Origin of the sequence: Novacetimonas hansenii, assembly GCF_014843995.1 — a bacterium.
Taxonomy (GTDB): Bacteria; Pseudomonadota; Alphaproteobacteria; order Acetobacterales; family Acetobacteraceae; genus Novacetimonas; species Novacetimonas hansenii.
In genome coordinates this window covers 2,643,046-2,660,180 of the sequence record NZ_CP062147.1, presented here as the reverse complement: position 1 = coordinate 2,660,180, position 17,135 = coordinate 2,643,046, and the positions used below count along the sequence as shown (strand labels likewise).

Here is a 17,135-nt window from a genome sequence, read left to right as displayed (position 1 = left end):
GGCGTTCCTTGAAGCTTTTTGAAAAAAGCTTCATCAAAAAACTTTCTTGGATTTGTGCGGTGTTTCGTGGGCAGGCTTTTGACTGCGGTCACGAAATGCAGGGAAAGGCACCATGGAAGCAGTTGAGGCAGGGAACACGGAACATGAACGACGTCTGATCGGTGCCGCGGTCGCGGTGCGGGGCAATGCCCATGCGCCCTATTCAGGATTTGCGGTGGGGGCGGCGGTGGAGGATGGCAGTGGCCGTATCTTTGCCGGGTGTAACGTGGAAAATGCGGCCTATCCCGAAGGTACCTGTGCGGAGGCCGGGGCCATCGCCGCGATGGTGGCGGCGGGGGGGCGGGTGCTGCGTCGGGTGGTTGTATGCGGCGGCAGTGCGCAGCCATGCTTTCCCTGTGGGGGATGCCGACAGAAAATACGTGAGTTCGCGGCGCATTCGCTCAGGATCGACATGGTCGATGCGCAGGGGAATGTGCTGGCACGCCGCACCCTTGGCGATCTTCTACCCGATGGGTTTGGGCCAGAGCATCTGTAAGGGGTGGTAGGATAACCACCTGATAAGAATTGGGAATTTTTAGGAAAGCTTTTCCTGGGTTTTGAAAGGCGCTGCCTTTTTCAAAAAAGGCAATGCCACAAAACTCCCATCACTCCTTGTCGGGGCGTTATTTTCAAACCGTCTCGAATAGAGACGGTTTGAAAAGTCAGTCTCAATAACATTCTGAAATTACAAAAGTTTTTGGTGAAGCTTTTTTTTAAAAGCTTCAGAAGACGCCGCCTTTTTGGAAAAAGGCGGCACCCAAAAACTTTTCTCGTTTTTTATCAATGATGTGTTTTCAAACAATCTCTTAACGGTCAGGCGCGGGATAGGTCCGGTTATAGGTGAAGTCCGACCGTGGGCCGGGAGGCTGCGGCGGGCCGATTCGCCCGCAGGCCCCCAGCACGCTGCCTGCCACCGAAAGCGCGATGATGCATGTCATGGCCCATGCCATGCGTGCCCGGCGGGAGTGTGCCCCGCGGGAGTATGCATGACGGGTGTTCATGCCTTTTTCCTTTCTTTTTCCGCCGCCAGCGCCTTTTGCCAGCGTCCGGCCTGTGCGCGCACATTGTCAGGTGCAGTACCGCCAAGGCTGGTGCGTGACGCCAGTGATGCCTCCACCGTCAGTACGTCGAAGATATCGGCGGTTATGCCGGGTTCTTCGGCCTGCATCTCCTGCAACGTCAGTTGCGACAGGTCCACGCCACGTGCTTCCGCCTTGCCCACCAGGCGGCCGGTGACGTGGTGGGCGGTGCGGAATGGCAGCTTCAGCACCCGCACCAGCCAGTCGGCCAGGTCGGTCGCGGTGGAAAATCCCGAACCGGCGCAGGCCCGCATCTGCTGTGCATTGACACTCAGGTCGCGCACCATGCCATCCATCGCCGCCAGGGACAGGGCAGCGGCGTCGGTCGCGGCAAAGACCGGTTCCTTGTCTTCCTGCATGTCCTTGGCATAGGCCAGCGGCAATCCCTTCATGACCGTCAGCAGCCCGACCAGCGCCCCCGTGATGCGCCCGCCTTTCGCGCGGATCAGCTCGGCCGCGTCGGGATTGCGCTTTTGCGGCATGATGGACGAACCGGTGGTGAACGCATCGGACAGGCGGATGAAGGAAAATGGGGCCGAGCACCAGATGACGATTTCTTCCGCCAGGCGCGACAGGTGCATCGCCATGATCGACAGTGCGGAGAGATATTCCAGGGCGAAGTCGCGGTCAGACACGGAATCGAGCGAATTGGCCGTAGGGCGGTCGAACCCGAGCGCGCGCGCCGTCATTTCACGGTCGATGGGAAAGGACGTGCCCGCCAGTGCCGCCGATCCCAGCGGGGATTCATTAAGCCTGCGTCGCGCGTCCGACAGCCGCCCGCGATCGCGGCCCAGCATTTCGACATAGGCCATCAGGTGGTGGCCGAATGTCACGGGCTGCGCGGTCTGCAGGTGGGTAAAGCCGGGCATGGGCGTTGCGGCATGTTCCATCGCGCGCGCGCACAATGTTTCGATCAGGGCAGTAACCTGCGCATCAAGCCCGTCGATGGCGTCGCGCACCCACAGGCGGAAATCGGTCGCGACCTGGTCATTGCGCGAACGCGCGGTATGCAGGCGCTTTCCCGCCTCGCCGATGCGCTCGGACAGTCGGGCCTCGATATTCATGTGGATATCTTCGAGCGCGGTGCTGAAATCAAAGGTACCGGCCGCGATCTCCGCGGCGATGTCCTTCAGCCCTTCGCGGATCCGGGCTTCGTCCGTGGGGGTGATGATGCCGGTTTTCGCCAGCATTGCCGCATGCGCAAGGGAACCCGCGATATCCTGCCGCCACAATGCCTTGTCAAAACTGATGGAGGCATTGATGTCCTGCATGATGGCCGCAGGCCCCCCGGCGAAACGTCCGCCCCATTGTGCGTTTGCCTGATGCGTGTTGGTAGTGTTCTTTTCATTTGCAGACATGTCGTCGCGCCCCAGCCATCTTTAACGGACCCCGTAGATGCCGCGCCCTGGCGCGACCGACGCACCCTAATGACGGGGGGCGGCGCGTGCAATCGCGTCCTGAGGCGCCATCATGATGCAAAAGTGGCCCATGGCGTGAAAACAGATCGCCCGCGCCCCCTTTCGTTCAGGGCCGGTGGCCGGTAGGGTCTGCCAAAATGCAAGATCACGGACAGGAGTTGTCGGGACCGCCATGAATATGACGCGCCTTCTGGGGGACGAAGATCCGTCGCCGGTGGTTGAATTCGGCCCTTCCGCCACGGTGCAGGGGGAACGCGGGCCCGATTCGCCGTTCCTGTTCGTCAGCGATCATGCAGGTCGCGCGGTTCCACGGCGTCTGGGGACGCTGGGTGTCGCGGATGACGACTGGGATCGCCATATCGCATGGGATATCGGAATCGCCGGAATGGGGCGGGCGCTGGCCGAACGTCTGGGCAGCCTGCTGATCGAGCAGGCCTATTCCCGGCTGGTGATCGACTGCAATCGCGCGCCGGGGCACCCGACCTCCATCGTCCGTGAAAGTGACGGCACGCAGGTGCCGGGCAACCTTGACCTGACGGCCGAGGATGAAGGCGCACGGGTGGCGGAGATATTTCATCCCTATCACAACCGGATCGCAACCGAACTGTCGGCGCGGCATGGGGCGGGCATGCCGCTCATCCTCGTGGCGCTGCACAGTTTTACGCCGGAAATGAATGGGGTCAGCCGTCCATGGCATGCCGGTGTCCTGCATAACCGCAACCCGGCCTTTGGCCTGCGGGTCCGCGATGTCCTTGCCCGCGAAGATGGCCTCGTCATCGGCAGCAATGAACCCTATGCCCTGACGGATGTCAGTGATTACACCATTCCCACCCACGCAGAAGGGCGCGGCCTTGCCTATCTGGAACTGGAGGTGCGTCAGGACCTGATCGCAACGCCGCAGGGGCAGGATGAATGGGCGGCGCGCCTTGCGCGGATACTGCCACAGGCATGGGAAGGAATGGGGGCATGACGCAGGCTTTCGATCCCCGGACTGGTGCTGCCGGTGTTGATGATATCGAGGCGGGGGACATGGCGGCCATGCCCGCGCCGCGCCGGATCGGCGGGCATACGGCGCTTGCGGGGGTGATCGGCTGGCCGGTGGAACATTCACGTTCGCCGCTGATGCATAATTTCTGGCTGGCGCAGTACGGGATCGACGGGGCGTATGTGCCCCTGCCGGTCCGTCCCGGCGCGTTTGACGTTGCGGTGCATGGCTTGCGCGCTGCGGGGTTCCGTGGGGCGAATGTCACGATCCCGCACAAGGAAGCGGCCTTTCGCATCGTTGACCGGCTGGATCGTTCGGCACGGCGGTCGGGTTCGGTCAATACGCTGGTTTTCGCACCCGACGGGGCCATCGAAGGGTTTTCGACCGATGGTGACGGCTTTGTCGCCAATGTGGAGGCGCATGGCGTTGTGGTGAAGGGCGGCCGGGCGCTTCTGCTTGGCGCCGGGGGGGCGGCACGGGCCATTGCCGCCAGCCTGCTTGACCGTGGGGTCGCATTGACCATCGCCAACCGTACCCCCGCACGGGCGCACGAACTTGCTGATGCCATGCGCGCGGACGCCGATGCGGGGACGATGGTCGATGTTGCGCCGTGGGATGCGCTCGATACGGTGTTGCCGGGGTGCGACATGCTGGTGAATACAACGTCGCTGGGTATGGATGGCGGCCCGGCAGGTGGCCTGCCGGTCGATCTGGCGCGGGCGGCGTCCACATTGGTGGTATGTGACATCGTCTATGTCCCACGGCAGACGGTGTTGCTGCATGATGCGGCGGCGCGTGGCCTGCGTTACGTGGACGGCCTGGGCATGCTGATCCATCAGGCGCGGCTGGGCTTTCGTAAATGGTTCGGCACGGACCCCGTCATCGGGCCGGAGGTGGTGGCACTGCTTGATGCCGACCTTCGGGGGGAGCGGCGCTGACGCGGCCTGGTGATATGCGTGGGCATCGGACCCGATCCGGCGGGATGAGCATTATCGGGCTGACCGGTGGCATCGGGATGGGCAAGACCACGGTGGGCGCGATGTTGCGCAGGCTGGGCGCGTGGATATTTGATGCGGATGCCGTCGTGCATCGCCTGCAGGCGCCTGGCGGCCGGGCGCTGCCCGCGATCAGGCGGCTTGTCCCTGATGCCGTGCGTGATGGCAGGCTGGATCGCATTGCCCTGCGGCGTGCCGTGGTGGCTGATCCCGCATTGTTCAGGGCGCTGGAGGCGATCATTCATCCGATGGTGTTCGATGAATGCCGCAGGTTCCTGCACGCCGCGCGCCGCGCCCATCGCCCGATGGTGGTGCTGGATATCCCGTTGCTGTACGAGGCGGGAATGGACCGGTTGTGTGACCGGGTGATCGCCGTCAGCGCGCCATGCGCGGTACAGCGCGCGCGCGTGCTGGCGCGTGGTCACATGACCCCCGCGCAGGTGGACGCCATCATCGCGCGGCAGATGGATGACCGGCAACGCCGGGCGCGGGCCGATCATGTGATTTACACGGGGCTGTCGCGCGCGCTGACATGGCGGCAGGTCCATGCGGTGGTGGCGCTGGTGCGCCGTGAACAAGAAAGGGGCCGGAGATGAAGCGTTCCATCCTGTTTGATACCGAAACCACCGGGCTTGACCCGCTGAACGGTGATCGCGTGATCGAGATTGCGGCCCTCGAACTGATCGGCGACCTGCCAAGTGGCCGCAGTTTCCGCGTGCTGATCGACCCCGAACGCGATGTGCCGGAGGAGGCGTCGCGCGTGCATGGTTTTACCCGCGCGGATCTGGAGGGGCAGCCGAAATTTGCGCAGATTGCGGACGAATTCCTGGCGTTCATTGGTGATGACGAACTGATCGCCCATAATGCGGCCTTCGATTTTGGGTTCCTCAATGCCGAATTCCGGCGCGCCGGGCTGCCGGAACTGGCGATGACGCGTATGGTCGATACGTTGCAGATCGCGCGGGCACGCTTTCCGGGAATGCCCAACAGCCTTGATGCGCTGTGTCGTCGCTTTTCCATCGACCTTTCGGCCCGCACGACCCATAACGCCCTGCTCGACTGCAAGCTGCTGGCAGAGGTTTATATCGAACTCAGCGGCGGCAGGCAGCGTGGCCTCGGCCTGTCGGTAGAGGAAGGGGGCACGCCAAGTGCCGCCTATGACTATACCCGTCCCGCAGGCCATGCCGTGGTGCGTGTTGTCCCTGATGCGGCGGAAATCGCGGCCCATGCGCGGTTTGTCGATGAAATATCGGACCCATTATGGCGGGCTTGAAGTTTTTTTTTACCTATGTCGGGTGTAATCGGTGTTTGCGTTGTCCCATTGTCATCGCTTTCATGCGCTGTGGGTGTGGCCGTATGCGCCAGCATGATCTAGGATCACACCAGCGTAGCGTCAGGTTATTGTAAAGACAGGAAGAGAGCAGTGTCCCCGGACGAGATTGTCGATCCCTCGGTTGCCCCTTCCGACCAGTTCAGGCGTTTTGTCACCCATGTGGGGATTCCCGTCGCGGGGGTCCTGATGGTCATTGCCGTGATTGCCGGTGTTGGCTGGCACTCCTATCGCACGGTGCGTAACGGGGCGCTAAGCCTGACCCACAGCCTGCTGCTGAGCCAGCAGGAATATGTCGGGAATGAAGTGAACAACTTCCTCGCACCGGCCTCCGCCGGGGCGGTGATCGCGCGCGATATGCTGATGCACGGCAATCCCACGGTCGAAGACAAGATCTTTTACGGCTACAGCAGCAGCATGCTGCGCAACGTGCCGCAGATCCAGTCATACTACCTTGCCGACAGCGACGGCAATTTCAGCCTGGTGCAGCGTGGTCCCGACAATAAGGGGCTGGAGCAGATATCGCTGCAGAACAAGGGCACGCCCGACGCCACGTTCGTCCATCATATCTTCGATGATAACGGCAAGCTTGTCAGTGAGCAGAAGACCAAGGCCAATGGTTACGACCCGCGCCTTCATGTCTGGTACCAGCAGGCGGTCAAGGCGGGAAAGATGGTCTGGACCCCGCCCTATATCGTCGAAGTTACCAAGCAGATGGCGATTTCGGCGGGCATGCCCTACACCACCGCAAGTGGCAAGACCTATGTCTATGCCATCAATATGTCACTCAGCCATCTGACGGACTTCCTCGATGCGCTGAAGATCGGGCAGAGCGGGCATGGTGTCCTGCTGGACCAGTCGGGGCATGTGCTGGCGGGCCACAAGATGCATGAGATCGAGGTCGCAGCCCACGGCGATCCGGAAAAGATGCTGCTGGACCCGGTGCATTACCCGGTGATGTCCAAGGCATTCGACCAGTACCGCGTCCACAGTTATGGCACACGCACCCTGCGCAACAAGGGGCAGAACTATATCACCATGCTGTCGCCGGTGCCGCTTGCGTCGCAGAACTGGGTGCTGATGCTTGTCGCCCCCGAAAGCGATTTCGCGCAGTTTGCCAAGGCCGACGGACGGCAGAACCTGTTCTTTGCGTTCCTTGTCGTCATCATGTCCTCCATCCTTGCGGTGCTGTTGTTCCGGCAGGGACGCAAGACGGAACATGTGCAGCATGACCTTGAACGTTTCCGCGCGATTTCCAATTACGAAAGCCATTCGCTGCAGACGGTCGCGTCCTATCCCGAATTGTTCAATCCGTCTGATGACGCGCTGATCCTGACGGAAAGCCTGGTGGACCTGTCACAGGCGCGGCGTGCGGGGATATGGCGCATCCTGCATGATGGCGCCACGCTGATGTGCATCGATTCATATGACCGCCAGCAAGATGCCCATTCCGGTGGCTTCGAACTGTCCACCAGCGAACTCAAGACATTTTTCGATGCGGTATCCCATGGGGATTCACTGCTGGTTGCCGATGCGTCCACGGATGAGCGGACGGCCAATTTCTATCGTCTTTACATGCGTTCGATGGGAAGCCACAGCCTGTTCCTTGGCCCGATCCTTGGGGCGAATGGACCTGTGGGTGTCATCACGCTGGAGGATGCGCCGCAGGCCGCGCTGGTGACGCATTTTGTGGACATGATCGCGGGCATCGCTGCGACCCGCTTCTCCGCGCAGCATTATTCGGCGGTCGAGGCTGCGCGCGCCGAACTCGCCGAGAATGAGAAGGTGGAAGAAGAAGCCCCCGACGCCAGCCAGGGCTTCCTCGTGCCGCCAGGTTCGCTGAAGGTTGATGGTGCCTATCCGCTCGATGTTGATCCTTCCAAGCTTGAAGGGTTCTATCCCGCCGTGGCGATCATGGTCATCAGCCTGTCGGATATGGTGCTGACGTCGCAGAATGACCCGTCGGAAAATCTGAAGCTGATTGATGCAATGGCGCAGCAGCTTCAACAGATCGCGCATCATTACGGGCTGTATTCGATCCGTATGCTGGGTCACCGGCTGGTATGCGTGGCCGGGTGTTCCAAGACCCCGGACAAAAGCGCGCCGCAGCGGATGGCGAATGCAGCGCTTTCGATGCGTGAAGTGACGATGTCGATGCTGGCGAAGGCTGACCTCGACCCGGTTTTCCGCATCGGTATTGATGTCGGGCCGGTCTTTGGCGGGCTGCTGGGGCAGGAACCACGGGTATTCAACCTGTGGGGGGATGCCATGGGCATGGCCGAACTGATGGCGCAGGGCGCGCCCGATGCAGGCACGATCCAGGTGACGGAGGAAATGTACCTCAGCCTGCGTCAGTCGTTCCTGTTCCGTGAACGTGGACGTTTCTTCGTGCCGGGTCTGGGGCTGACGCGGACATATGTGCTGGCCGGACGGCGATGACCCCGAACGATCCCACACTCCATGAGGTGACAGCGGGGCCATCGGCCACGCCCGCGCCAGGCAGGACGGCGGCGCCTGATGCGCCATCCGCGCCGCCGCCGGTGACACGCTTCCTGCTGCGGGTTGCGCCATGGCTTGCTGCGATCGGGCGTTTCGTACGCCATCAGGTGCGCTTTACCCTCATGCTGGTGGGGGCGGGATGGGGGACCCTGCGTGAAAGCCTGCGTCCCAATGCGTGGCGCAGGCCGGTTATTTTTGAATTCCGCAGTTGCCTGCGGCAGGTTATCGCCGGGGGGCTGATCAGCACGGTCGTTACCGCCACGCTTGCGGGCCTGATGGTGGTGTCGCAGGCGGCGTACTGGCTGGGTTTCGCCGGGATGGCGCAGATGACGGGCTCGATCCTCGTCTCTGTCCTTGTGCGTGAAATCACCCCCATCCTGATGGGGATCATCCTGCTGGGCCGCAGCGGCATGCTGTCACTGACGCAAATCGGGCTTATGGTGCTCAATGGGCAGGTACGGACCATGCAGGCCCGTGGCCTCGACCCGTTCCTGACGCTGGTGATGCCGCGCGCCTTTGCCTTCATGGTTGGTGGTTTTTCGCTGGGGATAATCTTTGCGGTGGTGTCCCTGCTGATGGGCTTCTTTGTCGCGCACGCGACGGGGGCGATCAATTCCTCTGTATGGACGTTCTTCTTTAACGTGCTGGCGGCGATGACGACGTGGGATTATCTGATTATCCCGCTCAAATTCCTGCTCGTTGGCTTTTTTGTCGGGCTGGGGGCATGTATTTCCGGCCTGACCGTCAGCAATAATGATACGATCGCGACATTGATGCCGCGTGGTTTCGCCCGTGGCATCATGCTCATCATGGTGGTCAACATCCTGTTCATGCTGGATTTCTGACGATGGTGGCAAACGCTCCCCTTCTGGAACTGCGTCAGGTCGTTCCCTCGTTCGAGGAAACGGGACTGATGCCCGTACCATATGATTTCCGGCTGATGCCTGGTGACTGCGCGGTGATCGACTGCCGCGATGCCGGGCGTGCCGCGATGTTCGCGGACCTGTGTTCGGGCATGATTTCGCTGTCGCAGGGGACATGCAGGTTCATGGGGCTGGACTGGGGCACGCTTGCGGACCGGCAGCTTAATGCCCTGCGTGGGCGTATCGGGCGCATCCCGCGCGCGGGGGGGTGGATCAACATGCTTGGCACCCACCTGAACATCATGATGCAGGAACTTTACCACACCACGGACGCGTTGGAGGATGTCGTCGCGGCGGCCACGGTCCTGGGGGAAAGATTTGGTTTCCCCGGCCTGCCGATCAGCACGCCCGACCACCTGTCCACCGCGGACCTTGCGCGGGCGGCATGCGTCAGGGCCTTCATGGGGCGGCCCGACCTGCTTGTTCTGGAGGATATATCCGATATGCTGCCAGCGGAAATGGTGCTTCCGTTTCTAGAAACCCTGACCGCGGCGCGCGACCGGGGGTGCGGTGTGGTCTGGCTTGCGCGGCATACCTCGTCATGGAGTGTCTATCGCAAGGCGGTGAACATTCACATGCGCCTTCTTGATGAAGGTCTTTTCCCCATGCGGGTGATATAATGGCACAGAAACAGCAATCCTATGGAATCCGTCAGCTTGTCCGTGTCCGCTATGCGGATGAATGGGTTGGTGTTCTTGTTCTTTTTTCACTGCTGATCCTGTTCGGCGCGGTGCTGGAGGCCGGTGTCCTGCGAAGCTGGCTGACGCCGGCGGGGCGGCTGCGGATTGTCCTGCCTGAAAATGGTGTGGGCGGCCTGTCGGTGGGTGACAACCTGGAGGTGATGGGCATTCATGCCGGTACGATCCGCCGGGTGCGGATCAATCCGTCTGGAGGTATGTATGCGATTGCCGAAATTGATCCTGACATCGAACCCTATATCCGCCGCGACAGCGCCGCCGTGATCCGGCGGCAGTTCGTGGTGGCAGGGGCAAGCTATATTGATATCTCCCGTGGCACGGGGGACAAGCTGGACTGGAGCTATGCTGTCCTGAATGCGACGAACGCCCCCAATCCGGCGGATACGATCACCCAGACCTTTGCCGACATCCGGGCGCGTATCATGCCTGTGCTGGACAATGCGCAGCATATGATGGCGACGATGGACGCCACGATTACGGACATGCATGCGGGCAAGGGATCGGTTGGCCGCCTGATGACCAATGACGACCTGATCCGTCAGGCGGAAACGACGATCACCACCCTGAATGCCACGATTTCGCAGCTTACGCCCATCGAGGGGCAACTGGCGAACGTCATGAAAAAAGCCGATGCCAGCATGGCCAACGTGCAGAAGGCAACGGGCGACCTGCGCAACGCATCGCCCCAGCTTCCGGCCATTACCAAGAACCTCAACGATGCCAGCCAGCAGCTTCCGGTGCTTCTGGTGCAGGCGCAGACAACAGCACACAGCCTGCAACAGCTTGTGGACCAGTTGCGCGGCATGTGGCTTCTGGGTGGTCATGGCACGCCTGCGAAGACGCATGGCCGGCTCTCTCCGCGGAAGGTGCAGCCATGATGCGTGCAACTTATCTGGCATCGGTTGCCATGGTCCTCGTGCTTGCCGGTTGCGGGGGCGGGGGAAAGGTCGCAGCCCCTACCGACGGTACCCTGTCACAGGATATGGAGACAGGGCGTGACGCGGTGGACCTTGGCCGGCTGTCGGTGGCGGAGGGACAGTACCGTGCCGCAGGTGTCCGGGCGCTGGCGCGCGATGATGTCGCCGCCATCGGGGATGCGGGCTATAACCTTGCGGTTGTGCAGCTTGATGAAAATCGCCCACAGGATGCCCTGACCACCATTGCCTCTACCCGTGCCGCGCTGTCTGTGCGTGGGGCGCAGTCCGATGATACGGGGCTCGACCTTGTGCAGGCCGGTGCGCTTTACCGGCTTGACCGTTTTGATGAGGCCGCGAACAGTGCGACATCGGCCGCGCGCGCGTCTGATCCCGCGATTGTGGAGAAGGCGCAGCTTTTGTCGGGTATTATTGCCGATGCCCGGGGGGACCGGGCGACGCTGGATAAGGTTGCGGCCTATTTTACCCAACTGCCGAAAACTGCGGCATGGTCATGGCTGGCGGATGCCCAGGAAATCACGGCGCGCAGGTTGCTTGCCGATGGTGGGAATGCGCAGACGGCGTATCAGGACGCGATGCAGGCGGTTGCCGCCCGGCAGACGCATGTGGAATATCGCGATATGGCCCGTGGGCTGAGTGTGGCCGCGCGTGCGGCGGGACAGGCGGGCAATGTATCGCAGGCGGCAGCACTGTATCTGCGTGCCAGCCAGAGCGCGCAGAAGGAAGGCGATACGCAGAATGCTGATGCGTGGCGCAAGCTGGCTGGAACTCTTAACATGCCGGACCCGTTTGCTTCCCCTGCGAATGACAGCACAACCCAGCCCAAGGCGGCTGCCACTGCCACTGGCGCCGTTACACGGAAATAAGAGACTGTTTGAAAAGTCAGGCTTGATAACACTCTGAAATTATAAAGGTTTTTGGTGAAGCTTTTTCTAAAAAGCTTCAGAAGACGCCGCCTTTTTTCGATCAAAAGGCAGCACCCAAAAACTTTTCTTGTTTTTTATCAATGACTTGTTTTCAAACAATCTCTAAAGGACTGTTTCCTGACCAACAGGCGTAAAGGGGAACGCAGTCTCCAGCGGTGGCTTTTCAGGACAGATCACCGGGCACCGTCTTGTCGCAGAAATATGGTGTCCTGAAATTCTCGGCGGCTTGAAAATACAGGTCCATTAACCCGTTGGATGAATTTTTTGACAGGGCTTTGTTTCAAACGTCTTTGAAACAAAGCCCTGTTCAGGAAGTCTGTCATTCCTTATGAACAGGTTGTTTCAAAAATCCTGTGATGGGGTTTGGCTTGTTTCAAAGTCCATAACCGGTCTGCTTATTGTGCCGTGACTTCAATACTGGAATGGCGGTTGACCAGTGTGGCGCTGGCGGCATTCAGCCCGATGACCTCCACCGTCATGCCATTCTGGCGCATTTTTCCGACGATATTTTCCAGCGCACCGACTGCCGTCATATCCCACAGATGTGCCTGTCGCAGGTCGATCCGGACATGCCGGACATTGTCGCGTATGTCGAAGGCATCGGTGAAACTGTCGGCGGAAGCAAAGAAGACCTGACCCGTGACGACATAGGTGCGGATATCCTGTGTGGCATCGCAGGTGCTGCGGATATCAAGCATCTTCGACACCTGAAAGGCGAAGAACACGCCATTGAGGAGTACCCCTGCGAGCACACCTGCCGCAAGGTCATGGGTGGTGACGACGACCGCCACCGTCAGCACCATGACCGTACTTGACAGGCGTGGATGGTGCAGCAGGTCACGCAGCGACGACCATGAAAATGTGCTGGCGGAAACCATGATCATGATGGCCACCAGTGCTGCCACCGGCACCCGCGCCACCCACGGGCGCAGCGCCACCATCAACAGCAGCAGGAATGCGCCAGCGACAAAGGTTGAAAGCCGTCCCCGTCCGCCATAACGCAGGTTGCCCACGGTCTGTCCGATCATGCCACATCCCGCAATGCCACCAAACAGGCCCACGGCGATGTTGGCGATGCCAAGGCCGGTGCATTCCATGCGCTTGTTGCTGTGGGTTTCGGTGATGTCATCGACAACGCTGGCGGTCATCATGGATTCCAGCACGCCCACCGTCGCCATGGCGAGGGCATAGGGGGCAATGATCCCCAATGTCGCGCCGCTGAAGGGGATATCGGGCCAGACAAGATGCGGCAGGCTGTCGGGCAGGCGTCCAAGGTCCGCCACCGTATGAAGCGGCATGGGAAAGCATGCCGCGATCGCACTGAGGATCACGATGCAGATCAGGGGGGAGGGAATGGCGGTAAAGAATTTCGGCACGCCATAGATAATGGCAAGGCCCAGTGCGATCATGGCGTAGGTATGCCACGAGACATGCATCATATGCGGAAGCTGCGCGGAAAAGATCAGGATCGCCAACGCATTGACGAAACCGGTTCGTACTGGACGTGAGACATAGCGCATCAGGACATGTAGTCGCAGCAGGCCAAAGATCACCTGAAACAGGCCAGCCAGCAGTGTAGCGGCCAGCAGGTATTGCACCCCATGTCCCCGCACCAGTGCTGCCGCCACCAGTGCGACGGACCCGGCCGCCCCGGAAATCATGCCTGGCCGCCCCCCGGCAAAGGCGATGACCACGCTGATGACGAAGGAGGCATATAACCCCACCTCTGGATCGACACCTGCGACGAAGGAAAAGGCAATCACTTCGGGGATCAGCGCAAAAGTCCCCACCATCCCTGCAAGGATGTCGCGCCGTATGTTGCCAAACCATTCGTCGCGATAATGTATCAGTCCATTCATCCGTTCATTTCCATTGTGGTCGATGCAGGTGCGTGCGCCCCATGCCCATGCATGCGTCATGCCCGCTGTGCCCGCAGGATCGGGTCATAAAATGCACAGGATTGCGCAGATCATAACAGGTCGGTGGAACGGGGCGGGGAAGTTTTCAATCCACTACCTGCCGGTAAGAGAGTGTTTGAAAACAAATCATTGATAAAAAACAAGAAAAGTTTTTGGGTGCCGCCTTTTTTCAAAAAGGCGGCGTCTTCTGAAGCTTCTTGGAAAAAGCTTCACCAAAAAACCTTTATAATTTCAGTATGTTATTAAGCCTGACTTTTCAAACAGTCTTTAAACGAAGAAACGACAGGATGCCATGCCTTGGCGGGAGGAGAAGCGTCACGGGAAATCAAGCATCCGCGTAGCTTCTGGGTTAAAAACGCAATGATATTATAATATTGTGTGAGAAAATATAATAATTCCAGTCGGTTATCGTGAATTCTATTCAGGTGTCCGCAATGCTCATATCCGCGCGTCGCCACCAGCATGCCTGCGGTGGGCGGGGGGTGGGTAACATCAGCAGCGGATCACCAGCATAGCGCACGGTATTGGTTGGCGTTTCCTCAAGCACAATTTCCGCACAGGTCAGCAGATCCCCATCGGCATGCAGAAAGGCATTGAGCTTTGCCATCATCAGGCACGCCATCAACTCTGTCGTGGGATCACCGGGGGTGACGACAATCCGGCCTGCGCGTTCGGGTTCATGCGCGCGGAACCATGACAGCAGCGGATCGCCCTCGCCAAGCTGGAAGGCGTGATCGAGGCTGTTATCGACAAAGGCATGCCATGTCCCCTTGGCACGGTGGAAGGGGACGACCATGTTCTGCGTCCCATCAAGGCGATCGGGACGGGTCGGGCGCAGGGTTACACGGACATATTCATTATGCCCATGGGGCAGGGTGCAACGTTCGCTTTCCCCCGACAGCAGCCGGTGCGCCATGCAGAAACGTCGGGTAAAGACCAGTTCAAGCATCAGATGTCATGGCCCTGTGTCATGGCCCTGAAACGTTCCCACCCCGCGCGTCGCAACTGGCAGGCGGGGCATGTGCCGCACCCATGCCCCCATGGATGCATGACCCCGCGTGTGCCGAGATAGCAGCTATGGCTTTCACGATTGATCAACCCGACCAGCGCATCGCCGCCCAGTTCCTGGGCCATCAGCCATGTCTGTGCCTTGTCGATCCACATCAGCGGCGTATGCAGCACCAGTCGGCTGGCCATGCCGAGGTTGAGTGTCACCTGCAATGCCTTGATCGTATCGTCGCGACAGTCGGGATAGCCTGAATAATCCGTCTCGCACACGCCGGTGACGATGTGGCGCGCGTTGCGGCGCGCGGCAAGAGCGGCGGCAAAGGTCAGGAAAATGATATTGCGTCCCGGCACGAATGTCGTGGGCAGCCCGTTTTCCCCCAACGTAATCTCGGCCTCGCGCGTCAGGGCCGTATCCGAGACCGCGCCCAGCGCGTCAAGCGAGAGCGTATGGTCAGGGCCAAGCCGCGCCGCCCATGCGGGGTCAAGCCGCGCCATCCCGTCACGCAGCGCCGCGCGGCAGGATAGTTCGACGCTGTGGCGTTGCCCGTAATCGAAGCCCAGCGTTTCGACATGCGCAAAGCGCGATAGCGCCCATGCCAGACAGGTTGCCGAATCCTGACCGCCCGAAAAGACGACAAGCGCGCTGTCACCCGAAGGCCCGGCGGCGGAAGTTGCGGGAATGGTCATGTCAGGGAATCCCGATCAGCTTGTGTGTCTGCAACGAAAGCCGCCATTGCGGATGCGCCATGCAATACTCCACGGCGTGGCTGGTATTGGACACACGTTCCGGGCCATCCATCGGTTGCAGCCAGAATTGTGCGAAATCCAGCCCAGCCACCTGTTCGGGCATCAGGTCAGGCTGTGGAAAGACCAGTTTGAGTTCATGCCCTGACGTCTGCACCAGGGGCGCCCCTGCCTTGGGGCTCATGCAGATCCAGTCGATCCCGTCGGGTGCGCGTATGGTCCCGTTGGTTTCCACGGCAATGAAAAACCCCCGCGCATGCATCGCCGCAACCAGCGCGGCATCCAGCTGTAGCAGGGGCTCCCCCCCCGTAAAGACGACAAAGGCGTCCCTGCGCGATGCGGCCGGCCATGCGGCGGCAATCGCATCGGCCAGCGACGCGGCATCGGCAAAACGCCCGCCCCCCATGCCATCCGTGCCGATAAAGTCCGTGTCACAGAACCGGCACGTCGCGTCGTCACGGTCAATTTCGCGGCCGGACCACAGGTTGCAGCCCGCAAAGCGGCAGAAGACAGCAGCCCGGCCGGCCTGGCTGCCTTCCCCCTGCAATGTGGGAAATATCTCCTTTACCGTATAGGACATGACGCGACGTGACCTTGTATGAACGCAGATGCAAGGAGGCGGGTGGACGGGGCCGTTCAGGCGCCGGATGTATGCATGCCCAGCCGTTGCAGCAGGCGCATGTCGCGGCTGGCGGCAGGGTTGGGCGTGGTCAAGAGTTTCTCGCCATAAAAAATGGAGTTCGCCCCCGCGAGGAAACACAGCGTCTGTGCCTCGTCATTCATGTCCTCGCGTCCCGCGGCCAGACGGACACGGCTGGTGGGCATGGTGATGCGCGCGGCGGCGATGATGCGCACGAATTCGATGGGATCGACTGTATCGGTGTCCTTCGCCGCCAATGGCGTGCCCTCGACGCGGACAAGCATGTTGATCGGCACGCTTTCGGGATGTCGCGGCATGCTTGCCAGTGTCGCGATCAGGCCCGCGCGGTCGTTTTCGTCCTCGCCCATGCCGATAATCCCGCCACAGCAGACATTGATGCCCGCATCGCGCACGTTCGACAACGTATCCAGACGGTCCTGATAGGTGCGGGTGCTGATGATCTCCCCATAATATTCAGGGGAGGTGTCGATGTTGTGGTTATAGTAATCCAGCCCCGCGTCACGCAGGCGGTGTGCCTGTGCATTGTCGAGCATCCCCAGCGTCACGCAGGTTTCCATGCCCAGGCTTTTCACGCCTTCGACCATGGCGCACACGGTTTCCAGATCATGTTCCTTGGGCGAACGCCATGCCGCCCCCATGCAGAAGCGCGCAGCCCCCGCGTCACGCGCGGCGCGGGCTTCCTTCATGACGGTTTCCACGGCCATCAGGCGGCTGGCCTTGACGCCGCCATCCTCGTGCAGGGCGCTTTGCGGACAGTAGGCGCAGTCCTCGGGGCAGCCGCCTGTCTTGATCGACAGCAGGGTGGAAATCTGCATTTCCGTCGGGTCGAAATGTTCGCGATGGACCGCCTGCGCGCGAAACAGCAGTTCAGGGAATGGCAGGGCAATCAGGGCTGCGACCTCGTCGCGGGTCCAGTCGGTCCTGATTGATGGCGGCGGCGGGACCGGCGTTGTGGTCGCATGCGGCATGGTGGCCG

Annotated in this window: 17 protein-coding genes; 10 read left to right on the top strand and 7 right to left on the bottom strand. The window is 60.7% G+C overall.

Features of this window, described 5'->3' with window-relative positions; genetic code table 11:
• Positions 1-112 precede the first annotated feature (112 nt).
• Entirely contained in the window at positions 113-535 is a 423-nt protein-coding gene (locus IFJ82_RS11625; protein WP_062808744.1) for a cytidine deaminase, read from the top strand.
• Between the two features lie 310 nt (positions 536-845).
• Here IFJ82_RS11625 and IFJ82_RS11620 read toward each other — a convergent pair whose 3' ends face one another.
• Positions 846-1,040, bottom strand: coding sequence for a hypothetical protein (locus IFJ82_RS11620; protein WP_003618417.1), 195 nt, complete (start codon positions 1,038-1,040; stop codon positions 846-848).
• Positions 1,037-2,476, bottom strand: a complete 1,440-nt coding sequence (argH, locus tag IFJ82_RS11615) for an argininosuccinate lyase (protein ID WP_192264677.1) — start codon at positions 2,474-2,476, stop codon at positions 1,037-1,039. Before argH ends, IFJ82_RS11620 begins: the two co-directional genes overlap by 4 nt.
• A gap of 232 nt (positions 2,477-2,708) precedes the next feature.
• On the opposite strand from argH, the gene IFJ82_RS11610 reads away from it, so the two are divergent.
• From IFJ82_RS11610 to IFJ82_RS11570, 9 genes are all read left to right on the top strand, one after another.
• The gene (locus tag IFJ82_RS11610) at positions 2,709-3,506 is read left to right on the top strand and encodes an N-formylglutamate amidohydrolase (protein ID WP_003618421.1); all 798 of its coding nucleotides are present in this window, start codon (positions 2,709-2,711) and stop codon (positions 3,504-3,506) included.
• Between the two features lie 68 nt (positions 3,507-3,574).
• On the top strand, positions 3,575-4,459 hold the full coding sequence (locus IFJ82_RS11605; RefSeq protein ID WP_192266515.1) for a shikimate dehydrogenase: 885 nt from the start codon (positions 3,575-3,577) through the stop codon (positions 4,457-4,459).
• A 44-nt stretch (positions 4,460-4,503) separates the two neighbouring features.
• Positions 4,504-5,112, top strand: coding sequence for a dephospho-CoA kinase (coaE, locus tag IFJ82_RS11600; RefSeq protein ID WP_192264676.1), 609 nt, complete (start codon positions 4,504-4,506; stop codon positions 5,110-5,112).
• Entirely contained in the window at positions 5,109-5,789 is a 681-nt protein-coding gene (dnaQ, locus tag IFJ82_RS11595) for a DNA polymerase III subunit epsilon (RefSeq protein WP_003618429.1), read from the top strand. The genes coaE and dnaQ overlap by 4 nt, the downstream gene beginning before the upstream one ends.
• A 150-nt stretch (positions 5,790-5,939) precedes the next feature.
• The gene (locus IFJ82_RS11590; protein WP_003618431.1) at positions 5,940-8,285 is read left to right on the top strand and encodes an adenylate/guanylate cyclase domain-containing protein; all 2,346 of its coding nucleotides are present in this window, start codon (positions 5,940-5,942) and stop codon (positions 8,283-8,285) included.
• Positions 8,282-9,190 (top strand): MlaE family ABC transporter permease, encoded by a 909-nt coding sequence (locus tag IFJ82_RS11585; RefSeq protein ID WP_003618432.1) that lies wholly within the window; start codon positions 8,282-8,284, stop codon positions 9,188-9,190. Before IFJ82_RS11590 ends, IFJ82_RS11585 begins: the two co-directional genes overlap by 4 nt.
• Before the next feature lie 2 nt (positions 9,191-9,192).
• A complete protein-coding gene (locus tag IFJ82_RS11580; RefSeq protein ID WP_003618435.1) occupies positions 9,193-9,888 on the top strand; it encodes a P-loop NTPase family protein in 696 nt (231 codons plus the stop codon).
• Entirely contained in the window at positions 9,888-10,844 is a 957-nt protein-coding gene (locus tag IFJ82_RS11575) for an MlaD family protein (protein ID WP_003618437.1), read from the top strand. The genes IFJ82_RS11580 and IFJ82_RS11575 overlap by 1 nt, the downstream gene beginning before the upstream one ends.
• Positions 10,841-11,767 carry a hypothetical protein gene (locus IFJ82_RS11570; protein ID WP_338042216.1) on the top strand — a complete coding sequence of 309 codons (927 nt, stop codon included), beginning with the start codon at positions 10,841-10,843 and terminating at the stop codon, positions 11,765-11,767. The genes IFJ82_RS11575 and IFJ82_RS11570 overlap by 4 nt, the downstream gene beginning before the upstream one ends.
• A 455-nt stretch (positions 11,768-12,222) precedes the next feature.
• Here IFJ82_RS11570 and IFJ82_RS11565 read toward each other — a convergent pair whose 3' ends face one another.
• The 5 genes from IFJ82_RS11565 to bioB form a co-directional block, all read right to left on the bottom strand.
• Positions 12,223-13,686 (bottom strand): SulP family inorganic anion transporter, encoded by a 1,464-nt coding sequence (locus tag IFJ82_RS11565; protein WP_075632126.1) that lies wholly within the window; start codon positions 13,684-13,686, stop codon positions 12,223-12,225.
• Positions 13,687-14,167: 481 nt separating this feature from the next.
• On the bottom strand, positions 14,168-14,695 hold the full coding sequence (locus IFJ82_RS11560) for a 6-pyruvoyl trahydropterin synthase family protein (protein WP_075632079.1): 528 nt from the start codon (positions 14,693-14,695) through the stop codon (positions 14,168-14,170).
• Positions 14,695-15,441 carry a 7-cyano-7-deazaguanine synthase QueC gene (gene queC / locus IFJ82_RS11555; RefSeq protein WP_003618445.1) on the bottom strand — a complete coding sequence of 249 codons (747 nt, stop codon included), beginning with the start codon at positions 15,439-15,441 and terminating at the stop codon, positions 14,695-14,697. Before queC ends, IFJ82_RS11560 begins: the two co-directional genes overlap by 1 nt.
• A gap of 1 nt (position 15,442) precedes the next feature.
• Entirely contained in the window at positions 15,443-16,078 is a 636-nt protein-coding gene (gene queE / locus IFJ82_RS11550) for a 7-carboxy-7-deazaguanine synthase (protein ID WP_003618446.1), read from the bottom strand.
• 56 nt (positions 16,079-16,134) lie between these two features.
• On the bottom strand, positions 16,135-17,127 hold the full coding sequence (bioB, locus tag IFJ82_RS11545; protein WP_408901713.1) for a biotin synthase BioB: 993 nt from the start codon (positions 17,125-17,127) through the stop codon (positions 16,135-16,137).
• Between the last annotated feature and the right edge of the window lie 8 nt (positions 17,128-17,135).

Bases quoted from the DNA above. Each gene is read 5' to 3' on its own strand.
- IFJ82_RS11625 (WP_062808744.1), top strand. From the start codon at position 113: ATGGAAGCAGTTGAGGCAGGGAACACGGAACATGAACGACGTCTGATC.
- IFJ82_RS11620 (WP_003618417.1), bottom strand. From the start codon at position 1,040: ATGAACACCCGTCATGCATACTCCCGCGGGGCACACTCCCGCCGGGCA.
- argH (WP_192264677.1), bottom strand. From the start codon at position 2,476: ATGTCTGCAAATGAAAAGAACACTACCAACACGCATCAGGCAAACGCA.
- IFJ82_RS11610 (WP_003618421.1), top strand. From the start codon at position 2,709: ATGAATATGACGCGCCTTCTGGGGGACGAAGATCCGTCGCCGGTGGTT.
- IFJ82_RS11605 (WP_192266515.1), top strand. From the start codon at position 3,575: ATGCCCGCGCCGCGCCGGATCGGCGGGCATACGGCGCTTGCGGGGGTG.
- coaE (WP_192264676.1), top strand. From the start codon at position 4,504: ATGAGCATTATCGGGCTGACCGGTGGCATCGGGATGGGCAAGACCACG.
- dnaQ (WP_003618429.1), top strand. From the start codon at position 5,109: ATGAAGCGTTCCATCCTGTTTGATACCGAAACCACCGGGCTTGACCCG.
- IFJ82_RS11585 (WP_003618432.1), top strand. From the start codon at position 8,282: ATGACCCCGAACGATCCCACACTCCATGAGGTGACAGCGGGGCCATCG.
- IFJ82_RS11580 (WP_003618435.1), top strand. From the start codon at position 9,193: ATGGTGGCAAACGCTCCCCTTCTGGAACTGCGTCAGGTCGTTCCCTCG.
- IFJ82_RS11575 (WP_003618437.1), top strand. From the start codon at position 9,888: ATGGCACAGAAACAGCAATCCTATGGAATCCGTCAGCTTGTCCGTGTC.
- IFJ82_RS11570 (WP_338042216.1), top strand. From the start codon at position 10,841: ATGATGCGTGCAACTTATCTGGCATCGGTTGCCATGGTCCTCGTGCTT.
- IFJ82_RS11565 (WP_075632126.1), bottom strand. From the start codon at position 13,686: ATGAATGGACTGATACATTATCGCGACGAATGGTTTGGCAACATACGG.
- IFJ82_RS11560 (WP_075632079.1), bottom strand. From the start codon at position 14,695: ATGCTTGAACTGGTCTTTACCCGACGTTTCTGCATGGCGCACCGGCTG.
- queC (WP_003618445.1), bottom strand. From the start codon at position 15,441: ATGACCATTCCCGCAACTTCCGCCGCCGGGCCTTCGGGTGACAGCGCG.
- queE (WP_003618446.1), bottom strand. From the start codon at position 16,078: ATGTCCTATACGGTAAAGGAGATATTTCCCACATTGCAGGGGGAAGGC.
- bioB (WP_408901713.1), bottom strand. From the start codon at position 17,127: ATGCCGCATGCGACCACAACGCCGGTCCCGCCGCCGCCATCAATCAGG.